This window comes from Streptosporangium lutulentum (genome assembly GCF_030811455.1).
In the GTDB taxonomy this organism is placed as follows: Bacteria; Actinomycetota; Actinomycetes; order Streptosporangiales; family Streptosporangiaceae; genus Streptosporangium; species Streptosporangium lutulentum.
In genome coordinates this window covers 5,607,896-5,630,474 of the sequence record NZ_JAUSQU010000001.1, presented here as the reverse complement: position 1 = coordinate 5,630,474, position 22,579 = coordinate 5,607,896, and the positions used below count along the sequence as shown (strand labels likewise).

The 22,579-nt window shown below is 68.5% G+C and carries 20 protein-coding genes; 8 read left to right on the top strand and 12 right to left on the bottom strand.

The features are described 5' to 3' along the window. The first annotated feature begins 39 nt into the window (after nt 1-39). Entirely contained in the window at nt 40-882 is an 843-nt protein-coding gene (locus tag J2853_RS25025) for a GNAT family N-acetyltransferase (RefSeq protein WP_307568803.1), read from the top strand. 238 nt (nt 883-1,120) lie between these two features. After that, nucleotides 1,121-1,936, top strand: coding sequence for a hypothetical protein (locus tag J2853_RS25020; RefSeq protein ID WP_307561938.1), 816 nt, complete (start codon nt 1,121-1,123; stop codon nt 1,934-1,936). A gap of 107 nt (nt 1,937-2,043) precedes the next feature. Here J2853_RS25020 and J2853_RS25015 read toward each other — a convergent pair whose 3' ends face one another. Then, nucleotides 2,044-3,243 carry a sensor histidine kinase gene (locus J2853_RS25015; protein ID WP_307561936.1) on the bottom strand — a complete coding sequence of 400 codons (1,200 nt, stop codon included), beginning with the start codon at nt 3,241-3,243 and terminating at the stop codon, nt 2,044-2,046. Continuing rightward, nucleotides 3,240-3,896, bottom strand: a complete 657-nt coding sequence (locus J2853_RS25010) for a response regulator transcription factor (RefSeq protein WP_307561934.1) — start codon at nt 3,894-3,896, stop codon at nt 3,240-3,242. The genes J2853_RS25015 and J2853_RS25010 overlap by 4 nt, the downstream gene beginning before the upstream one ends. Nucleotides 3,897-4,046: 150 nt before the next feature. On the opposite strand from J2853_RS25010, the gene J2853_RS25005 reads away from it, so the two are divergent. Further along, nucleotides 4,047-5,498, top strand: coding sequence for a hypothetical protein (locus J2853_RS25005; protein WP_307561932.1), 1,452 nt, complete (start codon nt 4,047-4,049; stop codon nt 5,496-5,498). A gap of 77 nt (nt 5,499-5,575) precedes the next feature. Here J2853_RS25005 and J2853_RS25000 read toward each other — a convergent pair whose 3' ends face one another. Next, on the bottom strand, nt 5,576-6,166 hold the full coding sequence (locus J2853_RS25000; protein ID WP_307561930.1) for a TetR/AcrR family transcriptional regulator: 591 nt from the start codon (nt 6,164-6,166) through the stop codon (nt 5,576-5,578). A 76-nt stretch (nt 6,167-6,242) separates the two neighbouring features. Between J2853_RS25000 and J2853_RS24995 the strand changes: the two genes are divergently transcribed. Then, nucleotides 6,243-6,569 carry a rhodanese-like domain-containing protein gene (locus J2853_RS24995; RefSeq protein WP_307561926.1) on the top strand — a complete coding sequence of 109 codons (327 nt, stop codon included), beginning with the start codon at nt 6,243-6,245 and terminating at the stop codon, nt 6,567-6,569. A 184-nt stretch (nt 6,570-6,753) separates the two neighbouring features. Here the strand turns inward: J2853_RS24995 and J2853_RS24990 are convergent, their stop codons facing one another. From J2853_RS24990 to J2853_RS24970, 5 genes are all read right to left on the bottom strand, one after another. Beyond that, entirely contained in the window at nt 6,754-7,131 is a 378-nt protein-coding gene (locus J2853_RS24990) for a DUF3037 domain-containing protein (RefSeq protein ID WP_307561924.1), read from the bottom strand. After that, nucleotides 7,128-7,937 carry a HipA family kinase gene (locus J2853_RS24985; protein WP_307561922.1) on the bottom strand — a complete coding sequence of 270 codons (810 nt, stop codon included), beginning with the start codon at nt 7,935-7,937 and terminating at the stop codon, nt 7,128-7,130. The genes J2853_RS24990 and J2853_RS24985 overlap by 4 nt, the downstream gene beginning before the upstream one ends. Before the next feature lie 63 nt (nt 7,938-8,000). Continuing rightward, on the bottom strand, nt 8,001-8,882 hold the full coding sequence (locus tag J2853_RS24980; protein ID WP_307561920.1) for a TIGR03619 family F420-dependent LLM class oxidoreductase: 882 nt from the start codon (nt 8,880-8,882) through the stop codon (nt 8,001-8,003). A gap of 110 nt (nt 8,883-8,992) precedes the next feature. Further along, the gene (locus J2853_RS24975; RefSeq protein WP_307561918.1) at nt 8,993-10,243 is read right to left on the bottom strand and encodes an LLM class flavin-dependent oxidoreductase; all 1,251 of its coding nucleotides are present in this window, start codon (nt 10,241-10,243) and stop codon (nt 8,993-8,995) included. Further along, nucleotides 10,240-11,031, bottom strand: a complete 792-nt coding sequence (locus J2853_RS24970; RefSeq protein ID WP_307561916.1) for an alpha/beta fold hydrolase — start codon at nt 11,029-11,031, stop codon at nt 10,240-10,242. Before J2853_RS24970 ends, J2853_RS24975 begins: the two co-directional genes overlap by 4 nt. Before the next feature lie 436 nt (nt 11,032-11,467). Here J2853_RS24970 and J2853_RS24965 point away from each other — a divergent pair, with 436 nt between their 5' ends. Both J2853_RS24965 and J2853_RS24960 read left to right on the top strand, forming a co-directional pair. After that, nucleotides 11,468-13,549 carry a protein kinase domain-containing protein gene (locus J2853_RS24965; RefSeq protein ID WP_307561913.1) on the top strand — a complete coding sequence of 694 codons (2,082 nt, stop codon included), beginning with the start codon at nt 11,468-11,470 and terminating at the stop codon, nt 13,547-13,549. A 384-nt stretch (nt 13,550-13,933) separates the two neighbouring features. Further along, entirely contained in the window at nt 13,934-14,599 is a 666-nt protein-coding gene (locus J2853_RS24960; RefSeq protein WP_307561912.1) for an SSI family serine proteinase inhibitor, read from the top strand. A gap of 454 nt (nt 14,600-15,053) precedes the next feature. Here J2853_RS24960 and J2853_RS24955 read toward each other — a convergent pair whose 3' ends face one another. After that, nucleotides 15,054-15,650, bottom strand: coding sequence for a DUF1707 SHOCT-like domain-containing protein (locus tag J2853_RS24955; RefSeq protein WP_307561910.1), 597 nt, complete (start codon nt 15,648-15,650; stop codon nt 15,054-15,056). Nucleotides 15,651-17,003: 1,353 nt separating this feature from the next. Between J2853_RS24955 and J2853_RS24950 the strand changes: the two genes are divergently transcribed. Beyond that, nucleotides 17,004-17,477, top strand: coding sequence for a hypothetical protein (locus J2853_RS24950; protein WP_307561908.1), 474 nt, complete (start codon nt 17,004-17,006; stop codon nt 17,475-17,477). A 592-nt stretch (nt 17,478-18,069) separates the two neighbouring features. Continuing rightward, on the top strand, nt 18,070-18,726 hold the full coding sequence (locus tag J2853_RS24945) for a PaaI family thioesterase (RefSeq protein WP_307561906.1): 657 nt from the start codon (nt 18,070-18,072) through the stop codon (nt 18,724-18,726). On the opposite strand, the gene J2853_RS24940 is transcribed toward J2853_RS24945, so the two are convergent. The 3 genes from J2853_RS24940 to J2853_RS24930 form a co-directional block, all read right to left on the bottom strand. Then, a complete protein-coding gene (locus J2853_RS24940) occupies nt 18,720-19,469 on the bottom strand; it encodes a glucose 1-dehydrogenase (RefSeq protein WP_307561905.1) in 750 nt (249 codons plus the stop codon). The genes J2853_RS24945 and J2853_RS24940 overlap by 7 nt on opposite strands. 94 nt (nt 19,470-19,563) lie before the next feature. Further along, nucleotides 19,564-21,903 carry a serine/threonine-protein kinase gene (locus J2853_RS24935; RefSeq protein ID WP_307561903.1) on the bottom strand — a complete coding sequence of 780 codons (2,340 nt, stop codon included), beginning with the start codon at nt 21,901-21,903 and terminating at the stop codon, nt 19,564-19,566. A 239-nt stretch (nt 21,904-22,142) separates the two neighbouring features. Next, entirely contained in the window at nt 22,143-22,511 is a 369-nt protein-coding gene (locus J2853_RS24930; RefSeq protein WP_307561901.1) for a serine hydrolase domain-containing protein, read from the bottom strand. Nucleotides 22,512-22,579 lie beyond the last annotated feature (68 nt).

The following is a 22,579-nucleotide window of genomic DNA, read 5'->3' as shown; positions in this document are numbered from 1 at the left end:
CCTGCCAAAATCGAGGGGGTCGCGTAGGCTAAACGGGTGATGCTGCGCACAACGGCGTCGCGCGTGCTCGACGACAACGATCGTGATGAGGTTTTGGCTCTTCTTGACGCCGATCCCGTCAGCAACGTCTTCGTCGCTTCCAGGGTCCGCTCCGTCGGGCTCAATCCGGCCAGGCTAGGTGGCCAGATGTGGGGATTCGGGCCGCGCGGCGGCCTGACCTCCCTCTGCTACGCCGGGGCCAACCTGGTTCCGGTGAACGCCGGCACAGACGCCGTCCACGCCTTCGCCGATCGTGCCCGCAAGCAGGGCCGACGCTGTTCGTCGATCGTCGGCCCCTCCGACGCGGTCGAGTTGCTCTGGGAGCGGCTCGAACCCTACTGGGGTTCCGCTCGCGCGATCCGATGGGCCCAGCCGGTGATGGTGGCCACCGAGCCGTCTCCGATTCCGATCGACCCGTTGGTCCGCAGGGTCCGGCCTGACGAGTTCGAGACCCTGCTCCCGGCCTGCGTGGCGATGTTCACCGAGGAGGTGGGCGTCTCGCCTGACTCGGGGGACGGCGGCGCGCTCTATCGCTCCCGGGTCGCCGAGCTGATCAGGATCGGCAGGTCCTACGCGCGGATCGAGGACGGCACGGTCGTCTTCAAGGCCGAGATCGGTGCGGTGACTCCACTCGCCTGCCAGATCCAGGGCGTCTGGGTCCACCCCGACCTGCGAGGCCGCGGTCACGCGGTCACCGGGATGGCCTCGGTGATCAAGCACGCGCTCGACTGCTTCGCACCGGTGGTCTCGCTGTACGTCAACGACTACAACCTCCCGGCCAGGGCGGCCTACCGCAAGGCCGGATTCAAAGAGGTCGGCACCTTCATGTCGGTGCTCTTCTGAAGCCCTCGGCGCCGGCCGACCCTGTCCGAGAACGAACACGGCCTGTGAAACCGCCGGCTCAGCCCGCGCAGGTTCAGGTCCCGCGCCTGACACACCGGCAGAAACAGCCCTCTCACCGGGGCAGACGCGGTGCGGAGGCTGTTCTCGCAGGTCCAGCCGTTCGTGGTCGTCAACGGCGATCTGCGACCGATCGTTTTCGGCGGGCCGGTGACGGAGACGCGGCTGGGATCATTGAGTGGTGTCCAACATTTACACGGACTTCATCCGGGTCTACGCGCAGCCTAATTGGCGAATAGACGAGGTCGAGGCACAGTGGATCACCTGGCAACTGCTCGGGCCGCGTGGTTCGTACCACGTTCCCGTTGTGATCCGATGCGCACCGGCGGGACAGTACGTCGACATCCAGTACGGCTCGGGTAAGAGCCACGAGATCGTGAACTTCTGCAAGAACCACGTGGGGTACTTCACGATCTGGGGCCGGCACTTCAACGAGGGCAGCACCCAGGACGAGATCTGGCGCGACGACGTCAACGAAGGCCCCCGGCGCTACTGCCGGTACGGTTTCGACGAGGTGCGCGTGATCACCACAGGTGAGCGGCCTCCCGTGGGACCGGAAGAGCGGTGGCGACGTGGTTCCGACGGCTCCTGGCGGTTGCCGATCGCCGGCAGCTACCGCACGGGTAACGACCGCTACGCGTATGTCGGCTCGGGCGCCACTCCCACGAGTAAACCGCCCGTGCCCACCCTGTCGGAGTTGACCACTCCGACGACGCCGAGCGCACGAGGAGATGCGCTGGCGAGTATCGACCCACCCTGGCTGGCTCCGCTCGCCGACGAGCACCCGGGCGTGACCCTGATCGAGTATCGCTGGCGGGGCCGGGTGGTGCACCGTGCCCGCGAAGAGGACGAGGAGTGGGGCCGTTCCTGGGAGCACCGCGGCGCCGACGACTGGGACAACTGCCTCGACCCGGACTTCCTCCGCTTCACCGGCGCGACCGACCTGCTCCTCTCCGAGGAGGTGTATCGCCGTGACGACCTGAAACCGGGTCGGTGACGAGGGCGATCGCAACGTCCGGTGAATCCGGAAACGGTGCCCGACCGGGCGCTTCCCGGGGGTTCAAGGCCAAACCACGCGAGGACGACCACGTGACCGGACGGTGGTCACGATTGCTCGCGCGGCAGCTCGACAGCGATGGTGAGGCCGCCCTCCTCGCGGGGACCGGCGGTCACGGTGCCGCTGTGAGCCTCGGCCACGACCCTGACGATCGACAGCCCGAGGCCGCTGCCGCGGTCGGAGCGCAGCCGGTCGCCGTGCAGCCGCCGGAACGGCTCGAAGATCGTCTCGATCTCGTAGGAAGGCACGGGGAGCCCGGTGTTCGCCACCATCAGTTCCACTCGATCGGCCCGCTGCCGGGTGGACACCCACACCTCGCCGCCGGGGTGGTTGTGCCGTATGGCGTTCTCCACGAGGTTCTGCGCGAGCCGCTCGATCAGCACCGCCTCACCGGCGGTCGGCGCGGGATCCAGCAGCCGGTGGACGGTGACCTCGCTGTCCCCGGCCTCCTTGGCCGCCAGGTCCAGCACGTGCTCGACGACGTCGGCCAGGTCGAAGGGACGCCGGTCGAGAACCGTGCGCTCGCCTTCCGACAGGGCGAGAAGCGCGTCGATCAGCCGCTCGTGCCTGGTGTTGACCATCAGAAGGGATTCCCCGAGGCGCCTGACGTCCTCGGTCGCGTCGGGCCGGCGGACCGCCACGTCCACGAGGGTGCGGTTGATGGTGAGCGGGGTGCGCAGCTCGTGTGAGGCGTTGGCGATGAAGCGCCGCTGGCCGTCGTATGAGCGGGCCAGACGGCCGAGGATGCCGTCGACGCTGTCGGCGAGCTCTTTGATCTCGTCCTCCGGCCCGTCGTGGGCGATGCGTTCGGCGAGATCATGGCTCTGTGCGACCTGTCGAACGCTCTCGGTCACCGATCTGACGGGGCGGATCACCCACCCGGCGGCCCGCCAGCCGGCCGCGGTGGCGAGGCCGCCGGCCGCGAGGAGCCCGAGGCCGCCCACGGTGAGCACGTTCTTGATGGTGTCGCGCTGATAGATCCGCCTGACCTGCGCGACCCGCTGCTGGGCCACGTAGTACGCATCGCTTTGCCCCGACGAGTAGAAGATCTTCAAGATGGTCGGATCGGTGGGCGGGGGCAGGTACCTCTTGCCCGCGACCGTGATGGACGTGGGCCGGCGCAGCCCGTCACGGGGTTCCAGGCTCTGCCGGACGACGAAGGAGACCGCGACCAGCAGCACGGCGCCGACGAGGACGAATACCGCGCCGCAGGCGAGGGCGAAGCGCAGCCGTACGCTCGTCTTCACGGGATGCGATACCCGGCCCCGGTGACCGTCTCGATGACCGCCGGTTCGCCGAGCTTGCGCCGTAGTTTCATCATCGTCGTCCTCACGGTGTTGGTGAACGGGTCGGTGTGCTCGTCCCACACCTTCTCCAGCAGCGTCTCGGCGGAGACCACCGCCCCGCCGGCGCGCAGCAACTCGGCCAGCACGCCGAACTCCTTGCGGGCGAGCGGCACGTAGCGGCCGTCCCGGAACACCTGCCGGTGCGCCCAGTCCAGACGGATGCCGGCCCGTTCCAGCAGCGGGGGGTCGGCCGGACGTACCCGGCGGCCCAGCGCGTGGACGCGGGCGACGAGTTCCTCGAAGGCGAACGGCTTGGGCAGGTAGTCGTCGGCGCCGAGGGACAGGCCCTCCACCCGGGAGCGCAGGTCGCCGGACGCGGTGAGCATGATGACGCGTACCAGCGCGCCATCGGTCACCAGGGCCCTGCACACGTCGTCACCGTGCATGCCCGGCAGATCGCGGTCCAGGATGAGCACGTCGTAGTCGTGGACGCGGAGCCGTTCCAGGGCCGACTCGCCGTCGTAGGCGATGTCGACGGCGAGTGCCTCGCCACGCAACCCCTCACCGATGGAGTCGGCGAGCATGCGCTCGTCCTCGGCGATCAGCACACGCACGGCAGCTCCTTGATCTTGGGATCGCACCAGCCTGACAGAAGTGGCATAACGCAGACATAACCGGATTCAGCGACGCCAAGGTTATCGAGCAATCGCTGGACTGCCCTCATCGCGCCGGAAACCGCCCGGCGCTCGATCGGGGGCTCGACCATGCTCGTCTCTACCGCCGGCGTTCAGGCCGTCCACGCCCTGGACCAGGGCAGGCGGTCCTTCCCGCGCCGGTTCTTCGCCACCGGCCACGGTGTCTTCGCCGTCGCGATCGCTTTCGCGGCAGCGCTTCGCTGTCTCGTCATGCTGGGCTACGACACCGCGCAGCTCTACTGGTACGACTCCTTCACCTACCTGGACACCGCCGTCCACCTCCAGCCCTCCGGGGCGTTCCATCCCGCCGGGTACTCCTTCTTCCTGCGGCTGCTCCTGCCGTTCCACAGCGTCGAACTGGTGGCGGGGGTGCAGCACGTCATGGGACTCGGCATGGCTTTGATGATCTATCTGGTGCTCCGCCGCCGGTCACTTCCCGGGTGGGGGGCGACGCTGGCCACCCTGCCCGTGCTGTTCGACCCGGCGTTCCTCAGGCTGGAACACGCCGTGCTGTCCGACACCCAGGTCACCTTCCTCGTCGTGTCCGCGCTGACCGTCCTGCTGTGGCGGACCAGGCCGTCGGTGCGCGCCTGCGCCGCGGTGGGCCTGCTGCTGGCGCTGGCCGGGCTCACCCGAACGGTCGCGGTGCCGCTGCTCGGCCTCGTCCTGATCCATCTGATCATCCAGCGGGTCGGCCGCCGGCAGATGATCGCACTCGCCGTCGCCGGGCTGCTGCCTCTCGTCGGTTACGCGGGCTGGTACCAGGCGCATCACGGCCGGTTCGCGCTCAGCGGCTCGGACGGTGTGGCGCTCTGGGCTCGCACGATGACGTTCGCCGACTGTTCGGTGATCAAGCCGCCGGCCGAGGAGGCGAAGCTCTGCCCGAACGGCACCGTGGTCGACGCCGCCTCGGAGTACGTGTGGGCCGCGGGCGCCTCGCTGAACAGGCTGCCGGGCGACCGCTTCTCCCACAACGACCTGGCCCGTTCCTTCGCCCTGCGCGCGATCGCCGCGCAGCCGCTGGACTACCTTGGCGCAGTCGTCCACGACACCTCGCTCGCCTTCGCGTGGACCCCGGTACGCCACCCCCTACGCGTCTCGCCCGCGCTGACGTTCCCCCACGGTTCGTGGCCGCTGCCCGGCTTCCCACTGATCGACAAGGTACGCGGGGAGTACGACGGCGGCATCCGCGGGATGTCCTCCGTCGAGCCGTATGGGAGCGTCCTTGCCGCCTACGCCCCTCCCGCCGTGCTGCACGGCCCGTTGCTCGGCGTCATGCTGCTGCTGGGCGGCCTCGGCTCGATCGGCCGGCGGCGGGAGGCCCTGCTGCCGTGGGCGACGGCCGTATTCCTGCTCGTCGCGCCCGTCGCCGCACTGGACTTCGACCACCGCTACGTGCTGCCCGCGATCCCCATGGCCTGCCTGGCCGCCGCGCTGGGCGTCACGAGCCTGGCCGCGCGGCTGCGCCGGGTTCGGCCGTCGGTCATCGCCCGTCGACACCGGCCCGGCAGCCGAACGTGAGTCGCCGGCAAACCGGGGCGAGACGCTTGGGGCCCGCGCGGATAGGCGCGGGCTCGCGGGGTGGGCTGAGCCTTCGCTCACTGTCCGGGAAGTTGCATCGCCGAACGCGCGAGGCGGAGAAGGCCGGCGCGTATCCGCTTTTCGCCCAGCTCTGGCAGGAGTGCGGATACGTGCTCGGCCGACAGGGCGGCCAGCACGGCATGGGCGGTGTGTTCGGGGTCGGGCGTGGCGCCGAGCAGGATCGCCATATGGCGGTGCCAGAACCGGTAGGCCCCGATCCGGTATCGGGCACCGGGTGCCGCGGTCTCCGACATCCGGATCAGATCCAGGTACTCCAGCAGATAGTCGAAATAGGCGTCGACGAACGCGGCGAGCCGCTCGTCGGCCGCTGCTCCGAGACCGAGGGGTGGCGGTCCATGCAGGATCGCCTCCTGCAGCACACGCTCCCGGGCGTCCAGCAGAGCGGCGGCCAATCCGGACTTGTCGCCGAACCGGCGGAACAAGGTGCCCTTGCCGACGCCGGCGGCCGCGGCCACCTGGTCCATGGACACCGCCGCTACGCCATGTTCGGCGAACAAACGGGCTGCGGCCTTCAGCACCGCAGCCCGGTTACGCGCCGCGTCCACCCGCTCCTTGGGGGGTGGTGTGCGCAGCAGTTCCAACGGCATTGCAGAATCGGACTGCGGTCCGTTATTGTCATGAGCCACAACCGGACTATAGTCCAATTGTCTTGGAGGCAGTGGCATGACCGCACTCATCACCCGGAACGAGCTGCAGGCAGCGATCGACGCGGGCACCGTGACCGTTGTCGATGCGCTCGGCGGAGACTACTACGCACAGCAGCATCTGCCCGGCGCCCTCGCACTGGTCAGGGACGAGGTCGACGACCTGGCGCCCTCCCTGCTCCCCGACCTCGACGCCGCGATCGTCACCTACTGCTCCAACCCGGCATGCCCCAACAGCGGACAGGTCGCCGACCGGCTCACCGCCCTCGGCTACACCAACGTCCGCAAGTACCGCGAGGGCATAGAGGACTGGGCCGGCGCCGGCCTGCCCATCGAATCCGCCTGATCCCCACCCGGTGGAGGGGCAACGCGAGAAGCTCTGCCCCTCCACCGGTGGTCGCACATCTCCGCGTCACGCCCGAGCCGGGGCGACCCGCTCGGTGGCCAGGCCACGAACCCGCCCGGATCAGGTGTCAGGCGGCTGGGAACGGCTTCGAAAGCATTACCTTCAACCCACCTCGTGACAGACCCTAGAGGCTGCGTACCAGCCGGGTGACCAGGTGTTCCAGCTCGGCCTCGGGATCGGCGGTGAGACCGGCGTGAACCGGGCCGGTCTGCACGATGGTGCTGCGCGGAGCGGTCAGCCAGCGGAACCTGCTGCCCAGCGACTCCCTGGTCAGTGCTCCCGCGTCGTCGGTGCAGGAGCGCCGGTAGGCGCCGAGCGCGTGCCGTACCCCGTCGACGTCCACCTGGGCGTCGAGCGCGCGCAGCCGGGTCTCGTCCAGCTCCACCCGCGCGCACAGGTAGTCGCGTGGCTGGCAGTAGAGCAGCACCCCGGCGTTGATCAGTTCGCCTCGCTCCACGCGGGGGATGACCCGGATCACCGCGTACTCGTAGACGTCTCTCACCGGTCGCCCTTCCAGAACGCGCCCACAGATCCGGTCTTCTTCTCTTGCCTGGGTGCGGCCGAGGGGTCGGGCAGCCAGGTGCGCGGTCCCTGCGCGCGGGCGAGCAGGTGCTCGACATACGCCTGCCGTACGGCCTGCGCTCCGTCGAACCCCGGTTCGTCCTCCAGCCACTCGTCGGGGACCTCGTCGACCACCCCGTCCAGGAGGTCCCTGGTGATCAACTCGCTGAACTCGGCGTCGGCCTCCGCCACCCGGGTGGCGAAGGGGGCCAGCACGTGGTCACCCGCGTCGTAGCCGCGCAGCGGGTCGGCGGTGGGCCAGTTGTGGTGGAACCAGAGCGCGGCGCCGTGGTCGATCAGCCAGACGTCGCCGTGCCAGAGGAGCAGGTTCGGGTTGCGCCAGCTCCGATCCACGTTGTGGATCAGCGCGTCGAACCAGAGCAGCCGGGAGGCGAAGTCGGGGTCGGGGGGCCAGGCGAGCGGGTCGAAGCCGAGCGCGGCGGGCAGGAAGTCGATCGCCAGATTGTGCCCGGTGCTGGCCTTGAGCAGGTCCTGGATCTCCTCGTCGGGCTCCCGGGCGCCGAGCTGGGGATCGACGTCGATCACCTTCAGCTCGGGGGTGCGGAAGCCGAGGCGCCTGGCCAGCTCGGCGCAGATGATCTCGGCGACGAGCACCCGCCGGCCCTGCCCGGCCCCCCGAAATTTCACGACATAGGTGCCGAGGTCATCCGCTTCCATTACTCCGGGAAGCGACCCGCCCTCGCGTAGCGGTGTTACGTAACGGGTTGCCCTGATCTCTTCCAGCACGTCGCCAGGCTACCGTGTCGCCTCGGTGCCGCTTCGCCGTCGTTCCGGGGGTGGACGCCCGCGTCAGATCTTGGAGATGACCTCCTCGGCGAAGCGTTCGATGGTGGCGACCTTGAGCTCGACGCCGTCGCCGTGCTTCGCCCTCTCCTCCGGCGTGGCCAGCCACCAGGGCGCCGCCATCGTCCCGGTAACGCCCTTGTCGGCGAAGCGGCGGTAGGTGGCCGCGTCGGGCATGACCGCGAGGGGCGCGATGATGTCCAGGTCGCCGGGTGCTCTGCCGTACTCCTCCAGGTAGCGTCGCAGGTCGGCGAGGATCACGTCGAGCCGTTCCTCGCTGTAGACGCGGTTTCCCATCCAGCCGTCGCCGATCCGGGCCGCGCGGCGGAGCGCCGCCTCGCTGTCGCCGCCGACGAAGAACGGCACGGGTTCGGCGGGGACGGGGGAGATCGACAGAGGTCCGTACTCGAAGTACGTGCCGTGGTGCTCGACCGATCCGCCCGCCCAGAGTTCGCGCAGCGCCGGGATCATCTCGTCCAGCCTGCGGCCCCGGGTGTGGAAGTCCTGGCCGGTCTGGACGAACTCCTCCTTGCACCAGCCGACCCCGACGCCGAACGTCACCCGGTCCCCGGACAGCACCGCGGCCGTGGAGACCTGCTTGGCGACGGTGAACAGGTCGCGGGCCGGGGCGACGTAGACGTTCGGGGCGAAACGCAGGGTGGAGGTGACCGCGGCCATCGCGCCGATCGTCACCCACACGTCGGGCCAGTGAGTCTCGGCGTTCCAGCGGGGCGCGCCCGTCCTCGAATAGGGGTAGGGGGAGTCGAAGTCGGCGTAGAAGATGTGGTCCGACAACGTGAGCGTGTGGATGCCGCATCGCTCCGACACCTTGGCCAGTTCGATGAACTGGTCGGTCTCGACGAACGACGCCCCAAGCCAGAACTGCATGAGCCCTCCCCGGGCGTGGAAATGTTGAAATTTCGAGAAATGTCCCCCGGCGCAGCCGGGGGACATTTCCGAATACCGGGCTGGGCCGGGATGGGACGGGGCCTGCGGGGTCAGCCGGAGAACTCGGGGATGACCTTGGTGGCGAACAGCTCCAGGTTGCGCTTGACGGTGTCGAGCGGCAGGACGCCCTGCTGTCCCTGCATGAACAGACCGAACCACTCCAGGTCGGGCATCCGGTCGAGCATGCGCTGGATGCCGCGCTTGACGTCGTCGGGACTGCCGAGCAGGGCCATCTCGACCTCGTTCATGCGCTTGTAGTCGCCCTTCTCCGGGCTGATCGGCTGGTGGCGGTCGTCCTCCTTCTTGCGGAGGACCTCCAGGTAGCCGAACGGGCCGAAGAAGGCGGCGAAATCCTTCTGCATGCTTTTGCCGTAGGTGGCGACGGCCTCCTCGCGGTTGTCGGCCATTCCAACGATCTTGAGGATGCCCGTGTGCTCACCCAGTTTGTAGTCACGGCCGCACCTGGCCGACTCCTCCTGGTAGAGCCTGGCCTTGGCGGCGTGCTCGTCGGGGTTCGGGGTGAACATCCACGGAAGGATGTCCTCCTGCGCGGCCCGGATCACCGAGCGGTCGGAGACGGTGAAGGGCTGCCACAGTTCCGGATACGGGTTCTGGTACGGCCTGGGCCCGACCGAGACCGCCTGGATCCTGCCCTGGTCGTCGACCTCGCCCGGCGCGCCGAACGTCCTGGTCCACTCCAGCGCCGGCCAGCCCTCGATGCCGTCGAACGGCGCGGGCACCTCGTAGTCCAGGACGTCGGACTTGTAGCGAAGGGTGTCCTGGGTCCACGCCATCTTCATGATCTTCAGGACCTCGCCGAAGACGTCGAAGTTGCGGGTGTCGCTTGTGGAGCCGTCGGAGCGGGCGGCGGAGGCCTGCCAGCGCTGGCCGAGCACGTTCATCCACCGGTTCTGGTAACCGCGGGCCACCCCCAGGCGGAGCCGTCCCTTGCTGAAGTGGTCGAGCAACGCCACGTCCTCGGCCGCGCGGATCGGGTCCCAGGCGGGCAGCACGATGCCCAGCGGGGCCAGCAGGATGCGCTCGGTCCTGGCCGCCAGGTCGGTGAGGAACATCAGCGGGTTGACCGAGAACTCGAAGCCCTCGGAGTGGAAGTGGTGCTCGGTCATCATGAGCGCGTCGAAGCCGATCCGGTCGGCGTGGACCGCGATCTCGCGAACCTCGTGAAGCATCGCCTGATAGGACTCGACGTCCCGCCCGATCGGCCGTTTGGCGACCGCGTTCTCCTCGCTGGAGTATCCGGAACCGGGGATCTGCGGGTTCATGAATATCGAGAACTTCACGGCAGACTCCTTAGCCAGTTTGTGACGACGATGAGGAATTCCCCCGGACGCTCCTCGTGCAGCCGGTGACCGCTGCCCTCCCAGGTCACCGCCTTGGAATGCGGATCCTTGAACAGGTCCGCCTCCCACGCCGCCTGGACGGGGTCGAACCAGAACGTCAGCACCGGGCAGGTCCGGCGTGACAGGTATTCGTCGGAGTTGGGGCGCAGGCCGAGCGCGTCCGGACCGCCGAACATCGCCTCGAACGCCTGGAGCAGCACGTGCGGGGGAGTGGCGAGGATCCGGCGTCGATGCCACTCGCGCAGCCACTCCGGAGTCGCCGCGGTGTGGGTCCACTCGTCGTTGCGCAGGCAGACCGCCAGGGTGTCCTCGCGCATCCGCTCGACGATCGTGGAGAAGGCGCGGGTCATCGCGCCCGCGAAGCCGTACCCGGGATCGACCGTGACCAGCGCCTTGATCAGCGAGGGGTACTCCACGGCCAGGTGGGAGACGATCTGGCCGCCCATCGAGTGGCCGATCGCGACGCACGACTCCACGCCGAGGGCGGCGCAGAGCAGGGCGAGGTCGTCGGCCATCTGGGCGGGGACGTTGCCGGACTCCGGCGCGGATGAATGGCCGTGCCCGCGCACGTCCACCGCGATCACCCGGTAATGCTCGGCCAGAGAGGGGATGTGGTGGACCCACTCGTGGGAGTCCGACCCCAGACCGTGGACGAGCAGCAGCGTCGTGTCTCCCGAGCCGTCGTCGGTGTGGAACAGCCGCACGTCACCCAAGTCCGTGAACGCCATAAGCACCCTTCCGTGAGGATCGCCGTACCAATCGGGGCTCGTCGGGCGGCTCCGCTCCCGGTGCGCGTCGTGAGCGCCCTGTCCTTCGTCCTCGTCGTCCGCGACGCGAGCGAGCCGCCCCGGGAATGATAACCGAGCAATCGCTTGGTCCACCAAGGATTCGCCCGGTGAGAGAAACGCCGCCTTCACTGTCGCAGAAGGCGGCGAGGGTGGGCGGCCATCCGTCTCGCTTCATGCGGGGAGATGCAAAGAAGATCTTGTCGCGGTCAGGCTCGTGATCGTTTGAGAGTGTTTGCTATTCGGATGATGTACCGCTCTTTTTCCTGACCTGAGCATCACATCAGTGTCACAGTGAGGGACACAAGGGCTTCATTTCCGTTGACTGTTGGGGATAGGTCTTCTTGAGTAGGAAGGGTGGCGGTGAGGGGAGGCTCGCGTGCCGTATGCGCAGCCGCTCAAAACAGGGGATCCCGCAAGACTTGGTGAATACGAGATCGTCGGTCGCCTGGGAGAGGGCGGCCAGGGGGTGGTCTATGTAGGGGTGCGCCCCGAGACGGGCTCCGAGCCCTATGCGGTCAAGTTGCTGCACGGCCTGGTCGGAGACGAGCAGGAGGTCTTCCTGCGCGAGGTCGAGCTGGCCAAGCAGGTCGCCCGGTTCTGCACCGCCCAGGTGATCGACGCCGGGCTGGACGGCGATCGGCCCTACATCGTCAGCGAATACGTCGACGGGCCCTCGCTCCACCGAGAAGTGGCGGTCAGCGGGCCCCGTGAAGGAGGCGCGCTGGAGCGCCTGGCCATCGGTACGGCCACGGCCCTGGCGGCCATCCACCGTGCGGGGATCGTGCACCGGGACTTCAAGCCGCAGAACGTGCTGCTCGGTCCGGACGGCCCGAGGGTCATCGACTTCGGGCTGGCCAGGGCGCTCGACGCGGCGGCCACGCAGAGCGGGCGCGGCGCGGGCACCCCCGCCTACATGGCGCCCGAACAGGTGAAGGGGGTCGAGATCGATCCGGCGGCCGACGTCTTCTCCTGGGGCGCCACGATCTGTTTCGCCGCCAACGCGCACGCGCCTTTCGGCCAGGACTCGATCGCGGCCGTCCTGCACCGCATCCTCACCGCGTCCCCGGAACTGGGCCGCCTCGACGGCCTGCTCGGCATGCTGGTCGCCGACTGCCTGGCCAAGGATCCCCGCAATCGCCCCACCAGCAGAGAACTGCTGCTCGCGCTGCTCGATGACGACGACGGACGGTGGGCGGAGATCCGGGCTCCATCGAGCGTGGACGTGCCGCCCGAACCGAGCGACCCCGGAGCGTCCCATTCCTCCCAGCCCGTACGGCTCGCGAAGTCGGTCTGGTCCGTCAAGTCCACCCGGCTCGACGCGTCCGCCAGGTCCGCCCCGCTGGTCACGTCCGCCACGTCCTCCCGCCTGGCCGCGCCGGCCTGGTCCGCCGGGCTCGCCCGGCCCGGCGACTTCGGCGAGTCGAACGAGCCGCGGACCTATCCGGGGCGGGCGGCCACCAGGGCCTCGGTCGCGGTGTCGGGGGCGCTGCTGGTGAGCGCGGCCGTGCTGGTGGGGGTGCTGGTCCCGGCGCTGAGCGGTGACAGCGGAGCGGGCGGGGGCGGCCAGACGCTGCCGGCCGTCGAGTCCAGCTCCGAGACCGAGCCCCTCCCGCAGACGAACAAGACGACCCGTCCGGCCAAGCCCTCGCAGAGGGGCGAGGCCCCTTCCGCGGTCCTTCCGCCCCCCGCCGCCCCCACGACGGCGGCGCCGGCGTTGGTATCCGTGCCGGTGCTCGTCGGGCTGGACCGTTCGGAGGCGTCGCGACTGATCAAGCGCGCCGGCCTGGTCGTCGGAACGGCCACCTCGGCGGACTCCGATCAGCGGATCGGGCAGGTGCTCAGCAGCCGGCCGGAGGCGGGAGCCACCGTGCGGGAGGGGACCAAGGTCGATTTCGAGTTCTCGGCGGGAGTGCCGGTGCCCGAGCTGACCGGTCTCAGGAGGAGAGCCGCCGAAGCGGCACTGACCGGGGCGGGACTGGCCACGGGCGGGGTGACCACGCGCTGCTCGAACCAGCCGGGTGGACAGGTGCTCGCCAGTACCCCGGGCGCGGGCGACCGGGTCTCCTCGGGCAGCGCGGTCGCGTTCGTCGTGTCCCAGCACGGAGCGGAGGTGCCCGCGGTCGTCGGCCGGAGCTCGGCGGCGGCGTCGAGCGCGCTGAGCGGCGCCGGGTTCACCGTACGGACGCGACCGAGGCTTGTCGACGACCCGTCGAAGGCCGGAGTGGTGCTGTCGCAGAACGTGGCGCCCGGCACCTGCGCGCAGCCGAACGCCACGATCGCCATCGTGGTCGGCGTCCAGGGCCAGAGCGGCCCGGGGCCCGGACCGGGACCGGATCCCGGGACACCGGACCCGGGGTCGGGGACGGACCCGGGGCCGGGTCCGGGTGAGGTCACCGCGATACCGGGCTCGACGGGCCAGTCTCAGGTGGATCCGAGGCCGGACACCTCGACGGAGTAACGGCCGGTTCGCGCGAAGCGCCGATCCGCAATGGGGGAGAATGCCGAATTCGTGACTTCTCCGCGCCTTGAAGAGAGCGGCTTCTCGCCTTCCCCTGTCGAGAGTGGGCGACGGCCACGCCGTGACCGGTTCAACGGAGGCGACCATGGCGGGAAGCGATTCTTCGACCGGATGAACCCGGAGGTTCCCTCGCCGACTCTGATGAATTGGTCGACGGATCGGCAGCGTTCTGTGAATCGATGGCGTTCTACGGCGAGTCGCTGAGAGACATCTCGTCACGAGCCTATATAGCATTTCCCTGGTTCAGGGCGTACACCGCCTCCCCGAAAAGGGCGGAAGCCTATTCCCGTTCATTCGAACAATATTTATTAATTGGGGGATTTCATGCGACGTCTCTTATGCCTGACCACCGCCGGGCTCTTTCTCGCCAGCGGTACGGCTGCCGCAGCCGCCCAATCATCGACCCCCGAGTCCCACGGGCCCGTGGGCGAGTCGGTTTCACCGCAGGCCCTGTCGGGCACGCAGTGGGTCCAGTACGGCCCTCTGGTCCAGCCCTCGCCTCCGCCGGGTCCGCCGCAGGTGCGCCTGCCGCGGCCGCGTCCACCTCACCCGGGTCCGACGTGGAGGCCTGACTCGGGTCCGACGTGGAGGCCTGACCCGCGTCCGACGTGGAGGCCCGACCCGCGTCCCCTTCCGCCGAGGCCTCTCCCGCCCCGTCCGCCGTGGGGTCCGCCGCGCAGCGACGCGAAGGAGCTCACGCTGACCGTCGTGAAGACGGCGGACCCACGGTCCAGGCCACGAGTCGTCCAGCTCAGGTGTGACCCGGCATACGGCTCGCACCCTCGTGCGGCCGCCGCGTGCGCCGCGCTGATCCCGGCGCAGGGTGATCCCGCCAGGGTCCGGGCTCGGCAAGAGTTCTGCACCAGGCAGTACGACCCCGTCAGAGCGACCGCGACCGGCGTCTGGAACAGGCGGCCCATCCGGTACACGCAGACCTTCGTCAACCCGTGCATGATGCGCAACGAAACCGGCCCGGTCTTCTACTTCTAGAGTTTTCCGGTGAATCGTCGGGCGGTTCACTTCGCTGGGTCGCGCATGTTCGACACATGGGTCATCGGGGAGTCCGCCGACCAAGGCGGGAGAAGACCAAATGCTCTGCCGGACAACGGCGAGCAGGGGTGCCGTCGATCTGATCACCGTCAGATCGACGGCATCGTGCGATAGACCTGGTTCGGGGTGTTAGAGCTGCTACATCGGCCCTGACGCCCCGAACCGGGCGGGCCGCCATCTGACGCAGAGGCAAAGCCGGGCGCTTCCCCAGCGCGATTGAAGAACGGCAGGCCTGTAACGAGGCGTCTGCGAATGCTCGTCCTGCCTGACCCCGTGACGCGGGGTGATCACGGCACGGCCCCGACGAGAGGCCGGACGGATCCTGGCCGACCGGGTGGGCGACGACGAAGGCCACGACCGATACTTCGGCCGCACATCGTGATCTCGCGGCTTGTCACCGCTTGTCGCGCCTCAGCCTGCGGCGTTCGAGGCCGTTGGGGTGGCGGATGACCACACCCGCTGGGCCGCCGGTGCCGACAAGGCGAATCAGCGGTGTGCCAGAGAGCCGGTCGGGAGTGGTCTTGTCCCTCAGACCGCCTAAACCGGGATCCATCCCGGTGGTCTCCGCGGCCCAGCCCTCGGGGATGACGATCGTGACCCCGGCCATCTGTCCGTGTGCCTCCACCTCGACCTCGGGCAGCCGGCAGTCGGTCCGGGTGAAATCGAGTTTGACGCCGGCCATGCCGCCGTACGCGGTTATCTTCGACGGCACCCGCCACCGCCCGACGCGCTCCGCGCCGTGAAAGCCGCCCTTGAGGGTCAGCGGCTGTCCAGGATCCAGCGCGACCGCGGGCGGCAGGTCGGCGGTGAGGGGTGCCAGATCCGCGTAGGTCCTGGCGTTCAGTGCTTGCTCCAGCCTCGTGTCCAGTTCGGTGAGGTCGATGCGGCCCTCGGCTGCCGCCTCGCTCAGCCGCTCCACCACCGCTTCGCGGTCGGCATGGGAGACGCGCAGCTCACCACGGTGGAGGGGTTCCGGGGATTCAGCGGTCATGCGATCGATGATACGGAGATGTGAGAACAGGTGCGATCATGATTGATCATCGTGAGTCGCGTGGGCCGACGATGAGACGGTGGCCACGGGGCGCGGCGTAGACCCCGTCCACCGCCGGAGGCGGTCGGCTGCTGATCCGCCGCGACGCCGCCACAGGAAATCCGACCTCCCCGCCGTTGTCGCGGCTCAGAACCCGGTTGATGACGGGCGGACCTTCTGGTGGCGGGTGAGAGCCGGCCCTCATCCGCTGCGATCGTCTTCGGTCCTGTCCGGTCGATCTCCGATGTCCCGTGCCGGTCGCGATGACGACACCGGCATCGGGTTCGTGCGCGGCAAGCCCGTTACGGGTGTGGGTTTCAGCCACGACCTCAAACGCCGCCGGGATTCAAGGACTTCTGGCCGGGGCGCGAGGCCCTCCACCTCGACTGAGGAGTCGCAAGGCCCGTGGCCGTTCACGGATTTCAGAGATCGACCTCCGGTGGATATCTCATCAAAACCAGCTTTCTCATCGAATTAATATAAAGTCGGATTCAGTATTTAATTCCGACAAGAGAGACGAATCGCACAAAAAGGCGCGAAGACTTTATTTTGTTGGCGTTTTTTGCTTTTTTTCAACTGTGCCAATAGGTGACTTCCCGTGTTCTGGGGGTATTTTCTGGCTGATCACCACTGTAGTGGTGCGACCGATCGGGATTTCCCGTCATTAGTTACATCGGGGGAATTAAGTGTTTTATCGGAGAAATAGATGGACATTGAGTCCCATCTCCGGAAAATATGCCGAAGCCTTGGCCGTGTCAGTCGTGGCCAGCGTCCTCGTAATCTCATCGACCCAGACTCTGGCGGATGCCGCCGGGCAGACGGGAGCGACCACCTCCCGCGTCGGGGACGGCGTCAGCCGGCTACCCGCCTCCCCTGTGCGCCTCGCGGAAGGGAGTGCTCTCCATGCGGGCGACGACTGCAGGTGCCGGGGAAGGCGCTGCGGATGCTGCAGAAGGCATCACTGTGAGTGCTCGACAAGGCACCGCCACGAATGCAGGAAAAAGCATCACAAAATCGACGTGAACCTCAACAACAACAACACCAACGGCAAGGGGCGGAGGGACGATCGAATGACTCCTTCGCTTCCCGAGGACCCTCCGTCTCCTGGAATTCTCAAAGTTGAGGGTCCTAAGGGCGATAAGGGCGATAAGGGCGATCCGGGTCCTCAGGGTCCTCCGGGCCTTAAGGGTGATCAGGGTCTTAAGGGCCTTAAGGGCGACCTGGGCCTTAAGGGGCCTAAGGGCGATAAGGGCGATCCGGGTCCTCAGGGTCTTAAGGGTGACCCGGGCCTTAAGGGGCCTAAGGGCGATAAGGGTGATCGGGGTCTTCAGGGTCCTGCTGGTCCTGCTGGTCCTCCGGGTCCTGCTGGTCCTCCGGGTCCTGTGGGTCCTGCAGGTCCTGTGGGTCCCGCAGGTCCTCAAGGTCAGGCGGGCGCTGACGGTGCCGATGGTCCTGAGGGTCCTCAAGGTCCGGCGGGTGCTGATGGTGCTGTCGGTCCGCAGGGTCCGGCGGGTGCTGACGGTGCTGTCGGTCCTGAGGGTCCGGCGGGTGCTGACGGTGCTATCGGTCTTGCTGGTCCTGTTGGTCCGCAGGGTCCGGCGGGTGCTGACGGTGCTGTCGGTCCTGAGGGTCCGGCGGGCGTCGACGGTGCCACTGGTCCTGAAGGACCGAGGGGTCCGGCGGGACCGAGGGGTCCGACGGGTCCAGTGGGTCCGGCAGGTGCCACCGGTCCTGAGGGACCAGCAGGTCCTGAAGGACCGAGGGGTCCGGCAGGTGCTGACGGTGTAGATGGTATTCCCGGTCCTCCGGGCGAAATTTTTGTCACCGTCCCTCAACCGGTACCTAGCTGCCCGGTGGCTCTCATAGGTGTTAGGCCTCTGGTCCCTCTGGTCCCATACGGCGGGGGTTGCCTCGGCACTCTCGGCACTCTCTGCGCACCCTGCTAGCAGGTCCTCTCGGCTTCTGGATTCGGCCGACCGTTCCGTAGGACTCCTCCTCGCTCTTTGGCCTGGCGGAGTTCTATGTGAAATCAATGTTTTTGAATTGGCGGTAAGTTTTTCGAACTTGTCACTACAGGGGGCGAAGATGCCTATTCGAGTCCTTTCGGTGGCCTTGTTCTGAAATCCATACCGTGCAAGGTCGCCCGGACAAACGGGTGGAACCTCCCTGCAGGGGGTGCCGTCGAGCTGAGGTAAGTCGTGGAAGGCGGCGAATGTCGCGCCCAGTCATCTGGGCGCGACATTCGCCGTTGCGGTCATGTGCCGATACACGGCCTGATCGCTCGACATCGTGGTCGCGTTCGCCCTGGCCTGTACCCCTGGGGTACGAGCATTCCGGGGGCCCGAACAAAATTCTGTAGAACGTGTTCTAAAGTGGGCCCATGACGATCGAACTCGCCTCCGCCGGGGACACCGAAGACCCGGCGGCTGCCGGGGACCGGCCCTCCGCGCTGGACCTGCTCACCCAGCAGGTACGTGATCTGGTTGACGCGGTCGTGCTGACGGGGGTCCCGCAGGACGAACTCGTCGAGATCACCGCTGAGCTGGCCGCCCTCACCGATCGGCTGCGCGCGCTGCGGCGGACCTCCCGGCATCCCCTCGCGTTCGACCCCGAAGGCGTGCCACGGCACGCGGGAAACGCGGTCACCGGATCGGCCAACCCGTACGCCCTCCCGCTGGTCTCCCGGGTCACCTCCGACGGGACGATCCGTGCGGAACTGAGCTTCCGGCAGATCCACGAGGGTCCGCCCACCTCGGTCCACGGGGGCGTCAGCGCCATGGTCCTCGACCAAGTGCTGGGACAGGCCGTCGCGGTGGCGGGCGGTGCCGGGATGACCGGCACTCTCACCCTGCGCTACGTGCGCCGGGTCCCGTACGGCGAGCCGCTGGTGGCGACCGCCGAGTATCTCCGGACCGAAGGCCGCAAGTCCTGGGCCGAGGGCCGGATCGCCCTCCCTGACGGCACGCCCCTCGTCGAGGCCACCGGCCTGTTCATCACACCCCGGTTATGGACGGAGGGGACAGCCGGGAGTCAGTAGCCCGCGCCGGTGAGCATGCCGCCGTCCACCGTGAACTCGCTTCCCGTGCAGTAGCTCGCCCGGTCGGAGCAGAGGAAGGCCACCACGTGGGAGACCTCGACCGGCTTGGCGAAGCGCTTGATCACCATGGACTTCATGAACGCGTCGCCGTCCACCTCGGCCATGAGCTCCGGGTCCAGCACCATGGAGGTGGCGACGGCGCCGGGGTGCACCGAGTTCACCCGGATCTTGAACTGCGCGAGCTCGCGGGCCGCGGCCTTGGTCACGCCACGCACCCCGAACTTGGAGGCGGAGTAGGCGGACAGGCCCGCCGCGCCGATGAAGCCCTCGATCGAGGAGATGTTGACGATCGAGCCCCGGCCGGCGGCCTTCATGGGCTCGATCACGGACTTGACGCCGAGCCAGGTGCCCTTGAGGTTGACGTTGAGAACCTGGTCGTACTCGTCCGGTGTCATATCGGTGATCCGGCGAAATTTCATGATCCCAGCGTTGTTGACCAGGACGTCGAGCTTGCCGTACGTCTCGACGGTGGTGTTGACCGCCCGTTCCCAATCCTCGGGCCTCGTCACGTCCTGATGAACGAACAGTGCCCCGGTGGCCTCGGCCAGGGCCTTCCCCTCGTCGTCGAGCACGTCGCCGAAGACGACCCGCGCACCCTCCTGGAGCAACAGCCGGACGTGGGATTCGCCCATACCCCTGGCCCCGCCGGTGATCAGCGCGACCTTTCCGTCCAGAAGACCCATCTCAAGCTCCTTGGATGACTCGCTACGACGGCGGACGCCCAGCGGGCGGGCGTTACCGGCCATTGATCGTCAAGCTGGTGAACGCCTGATCGCCTCACAGGATGCCGTCCGGTGCGGGATCGTCCACGAACTGATCTCCGTCGACGGTCCCTTCCGGCGGTGAGGAGCTGGGATAGGGCTCCAGCTCGCAGTCGGGCAGATCGAGTCTCACGTTCCGGGACCGCGTGTCGCCCTCGGGGACGGTGGCGATCGTCACCAGCCGCTGGGCGTCCTCCCCGCATTCGGGCAGCGCGGCGAACTCCCCGACGGCCCTCCGCGTGTATTCGGTGTCGCCGGACAGCCGCAGAACCTGCGTGCTGTCGGTCAGCCTGCCGGCGGCTTTCTGGGCGAACCCGAGTCGCACGGTAACCGCCGAGGTATTGGGCGTCCGCACCCGGAAGGAGACCGTGGTGCCGTCGAAAGAGCTGATCGAGACGACCGGGGGCGCGCACCTCGGTCCCTCGACCGAGATCTCCTTGACCTGCGTGCCGTTGCCCGCCGGACGGTCGGTGGCGACCGTGATCCCGAACAGCGCCCGCTCGCCGCAGGCGACCGTGGGCACGGGGGCGGAGAGGCTCAGGCTGTAGTCGGTCTTTCCGGACAGCGTTCTGGTCTGGGTGTCCAGGATCCTGGTGGAGCTTTCGTCCTCCCCGCCGTCCTTGCGGGTGAAGGTGGCGGTGAGCCGTACCTTGCCCGGACCACCCGCGCGGACCTGGACGGTGGCCGCCGCACCGTTCCAGGCGGCGATGTCCACGGACTCGACCGGGGGCGCGGGGCACGGCTCGCCGCTGACCTTCGTCGTGAGGCTCCGTGGGCCTCCGGAGGCCTGGGGCGAGGTGGAGACCGTGACCCGGCGGTAGAGGGTCTGACCGCAGGTCGGAGCGGTGAAGGTGTGCGGGACGGTGTGGGAGTAGGTTCTCAACCCGTTGACGGTGAAGCGGCCCGGCGGTGTCCCCGTGAGCCGGTCGGGGTCTTCTCCCTCGGCGAATCCGATGGTCAGCACGACGTCCGCCGACGTGGAGGCGCGGAGGGCGACCGTGGTCCCGTTCGCGTCGATCCCCACGATCGACAGGCCGCTGACGGTGTGCGCGGGGGGTGTCCCCGAGCCGGTCGGAGTGGGGGGCGAGGCCGGGGTCGGGGCCGACGTGCTCGTGGCGCTCTTCGAGGGGACGGGGTCCGGGGCCTGCACCCGGCTCCTCGACGGGGTCGGGGTGGGGTGGCCGGTGGGCGGCCGGGCACGGTCGGTGGCGGCGGGCCGGGACGTCCGGGGGGTGAGGATCGGCTCCGGCGGGGGTGACTCCAGTCGCCGGCTCTGTCCGGCCGGGGTGTCCCCGGCGGCGGAAGGGCTCGGCGGGGTGAAGATCGTGTCCGCCGCGAGCCGGTCGGGGGGCTGGTTGGCCGCCACCAGCCCGATCGTCACCGCGACGGTGATCACGCCCGCCCCGGCCAGCATCCGGGGACCCAGCCGGGGACGGCGCATCCTCCCCATCCGGCCGATCACGCTCTGGGCGACCGAGGTGCTCGCCCTCGGCGTGGACTTGGCCAGGGGGAACGCCAGCGCCAGCAGCGTCGCCAGTTCGGCCAGGTGCCGTCGCCCGCGCTGCTCCCACTCCGGTCCGTAGGCGGACAGCGCCGCCAGCTCCAGCTCGGCGAGGAACGCCCGTGCCGTCGGCGGCCGGTCCTCCGGGGACTTGGCCATGCCCCGCGCGACCAGCTCCCTGACGGAGCTCGGCACGTGCTCGACCGGCACCGGCGTGTTCTGGTGCTGGTACATCAGCGCGGCCTGATGGTCGGCCGAGTACGGCCTGCGCCCGGTGAGGCATTCGAAGAACACGCACGTGGCCGCGTAGACATCGGTCGCCGTGCTCGCCGGGGCGCCCGCCCACTGCTCGGGCGCCATGTAGGGCGGGGTGCCCGCCGGCGTGTCAGGCGCTCCGACGTGGGTGGCGATGCCGAAGTCCGTCAGCTTGCTGGTGCCGTCCGCCTGGATCAGCACGTTCTCCGGCTTGTAGTCGCGGTGCACGATCCCGGCCGAGTGCGCGAAGGCCAGGCCGAGCAGCGAGCCCTTGAGCACCACCAGCGCGGCCTCGGGGCTCGTGCTGCCGTGGTCGGCCAGGATCTTCCTGAGCGCGACCCCGTCCACGAGCTCCATCACGATCGCGGCTTCGAGCACGTCCTCGTAGTACTCGTAGAACTGGACCACGTTCGGGTCGCGCAGCTCCACCATGACGTGCGCCTCCTCGCGGAAGCGCGCCAGGAAACGGTGATCGTCCTTCAAGGCCGCGTTCAGATATTTGATGGCCACGTAGGCGCCGGTGGCGGCATACGTGGCCAGGATCACTCGTCCGCCGCCGCCGGCGCCGAGCTCTCGAATCTCGCGGTATCCCGGAACCATTCGGTCCCCTTCCGAGTGCCGTCGCCTTGTTCGACGGTCTCACCCATGCGCTTGGTTGTCACGATCCGGAAAATTTGTCGGAACGTAACGACGAGGATGCGATGGGTAGCCGATTCGGCCAGGTGTGGGGCTTCGATCGGCGATCAGGCGGACGTTCGGGTTCGTGGGGGTCGGATATCGGTCGATCTTGAGGTGTCGGCCGCGCGGGAGCGGTGTCACGACGCGTTGAGCCGTCGAACCTATCGGGCGTGGAGAGAGGCGTAGACGGCCTCGGCGAGGCGGTAGGCGCGGAAGCTGCCCGAAACCGCGCCGGCCATCTTGTTCATCGTGTAGGCCATGCCCAGGCCGTGTTCGACGTCGCCGAGGCCCAGCGATCCGCCCATGCCGGTGTGGCCGAAAGCGGATTCCGCGCCCCCCGCCGGGGTGAGGAAGGTCATGGACGGGCGCATGTAGCCGAGGCCGAAGGCGCTGTCGATGAGCAGCACCCTGTCCGGCCCGCTGACCCTCCCGCGCGTCGCGTCGTCCAAGGTCTCCGCGCGCAGGATCCGCCCGGCCACCAGGTCGCGATAGAAGCCCGCGAGACCCCGGGCGGTGGTGACGGCGCCCATCGCCGGCCAGCCCGCGCGGAGGATGACCGGGTGGTTGGCGCCCCCCCTGGAGTTTGTGGATCGGCGGA

Bases quoted from the DNA above. Each gene is read 5' to 3' on its own strand.
- J2853_RS25025 (WP_307568803.1), top strand. From the start codon at position 40: ATGCTGCGCACAACGGCGTCGCGCGTGCTCGACGACAACGATCGTGAT.
- J2853_RS25005 (WP_307561932.1), top strand. From the start codon at position 4,047: ATGCTCGTCTCTACCGCCGGCGTTCAGGCCGTCCACGCCCTGGACCAG.
- J2853_RS25000 (WP_307561930.1), bottom strand. From the start codon at position 6,166: ATGCCGTTGGAACTGCTGCGCACACCACCCCCCAAGGAGCGGGTGGAC.
- J2853_RS24995 (WP_307561926.1), top strand. From the start codon at position 6,243: ATGACCGCACTCATCACCCGGAACGAGCTGCAGGCAGCGATCGACGCG.
- J2853_RS24980 (WP_307561920.1), bottom strand. From the start codon at position 8,882: ATGCAGTTCTGGCTTGGGGCGTCGTTCGTCGAGACCGACCAGTTCATC.
- J2853_RS24970 (WP_307561916.1), bottom strand. From the start codon at position 11,031: ATGGCGTTCACGGACTTGGGTGACGTGCGGCTGTTCCACACCGACGAC.
- J2853_RS24960 (WP_307561912.1), top strand. From the start codon at position 13,934: ATGCGACGTCTCTTATGCCTGACCACCGCCGGGCTCTTTCTCGCCAGC.
- J2853_RS24955 (WP_307561910.1), bottom strand. From the start codon at position 15,650: ATGACCGCTGAATCCCCGGAACCCCTCCACCGTGGTGAGCTGCGCGTC.
- J2853_RS24945 (WP_307561906.1), top strand. From the start codon at position 18,070: ATGACGATCGAACTCGCCTCCGCCGGGGACACCGAAGACCCGGCGGCT.
- J2853_RS24940 (WP_307561905.1), bottom strand. From the start codon at position 19,469: ATGGGTCTTCTGGACGGAAAGGTCGCGCTGATCACCGGCGGGGCCAGG.
- J2853_RS24935 (WP_307561903.1), bottom strand. From the start codon at position 21,903: ATGGTTCCGGGATACCGCGAGATTCGAGAGCTCGGCGCCGGCGGCGGC.
- J2853_RS24930 (WP_307561901.1), bottom strand. From the start codon at position 22,511: ATGGGCGCCGTCACCACCGCCCGGGGTCTCGCGGGCTTCTATCGCGAC.